This window comes from Snuella lapsa (assembly GCF_039539345.1).
Taxonomy (GTDB): domain Bacteria; phylum Bacteroidota; class Bacteroidia; order Flavobacteriales; family Flavobacteriaceae; genus Snuella; species Snuella lapsa.
In genome coordinates, this window is record NZ_BAABCY010000112.1 from 1 (window position 1) to 635 (window position 635).

The following is a 635-nucleotide window of genomic DNA, read 5'->3' on the forward strand; positions in this document are numbered from 1 at the left end:
CTTTGCCCATTTGGCGTTCCTGCTCTTTATGGCCTGTAATTCCTTATCACTGGCCGATAAGGTCTGTTGGTCCTTGCTTGCCTTATTGCTTTTTGCCCGGCGCAGTGGCCCATCTTTATCCCGTTTGCTGATATGGCGTATGTTGCGCAGGTGGCTCTCCAAATCTTCTTCAGGCACTTTTAACTCCAAACTGTCCATCGAGGCATTGGCCTTGACCGGGGCACTGTCGATGGCCTGGGTATGCCCGCTCACCATTCCTGCCGATACACACAGCTCGAAAACCCTGGCAAAAACGGTCTCGAAAACGGACTCTGGGAACAACCCCCGCGTACGGCTGATGGTTGAGTGCCAAGGGAGCTCCTCGTCGATATCATAGCCCAAAAAGTACAGGATATCCAAACGCATGCTGCAATGCTCCATAAGCTTGCGGTCACTAATTATATTTTCTAAATACCCCACTAGGCATAGTTTAAAGAACACCACAGGGTCGATGCTCTTCTGGCCACTGCTGCCATAGAAGCCCTTGGTCTCTTTGTATAGAAAATCTAAGTTTAAAACACCTTTTAAACGACGGTAGAAATTGTGCTCCGGTACACGCACACTTAACTGAAAATTATTGAACAGTTTCTCCTGGT

At 48.5% G+C, this 635-nt stretch carries 1 protein-coding gene; it reads right to left on the reverse strand.

Annotated elements, in window-relative coordinates:
• The coding region (locus ABD792_RS19075) for a transposase (RefSeq protein ID WP_345008175.1) at positions 1-635 on the reverse strand (635 nt) is incomplete at both ends.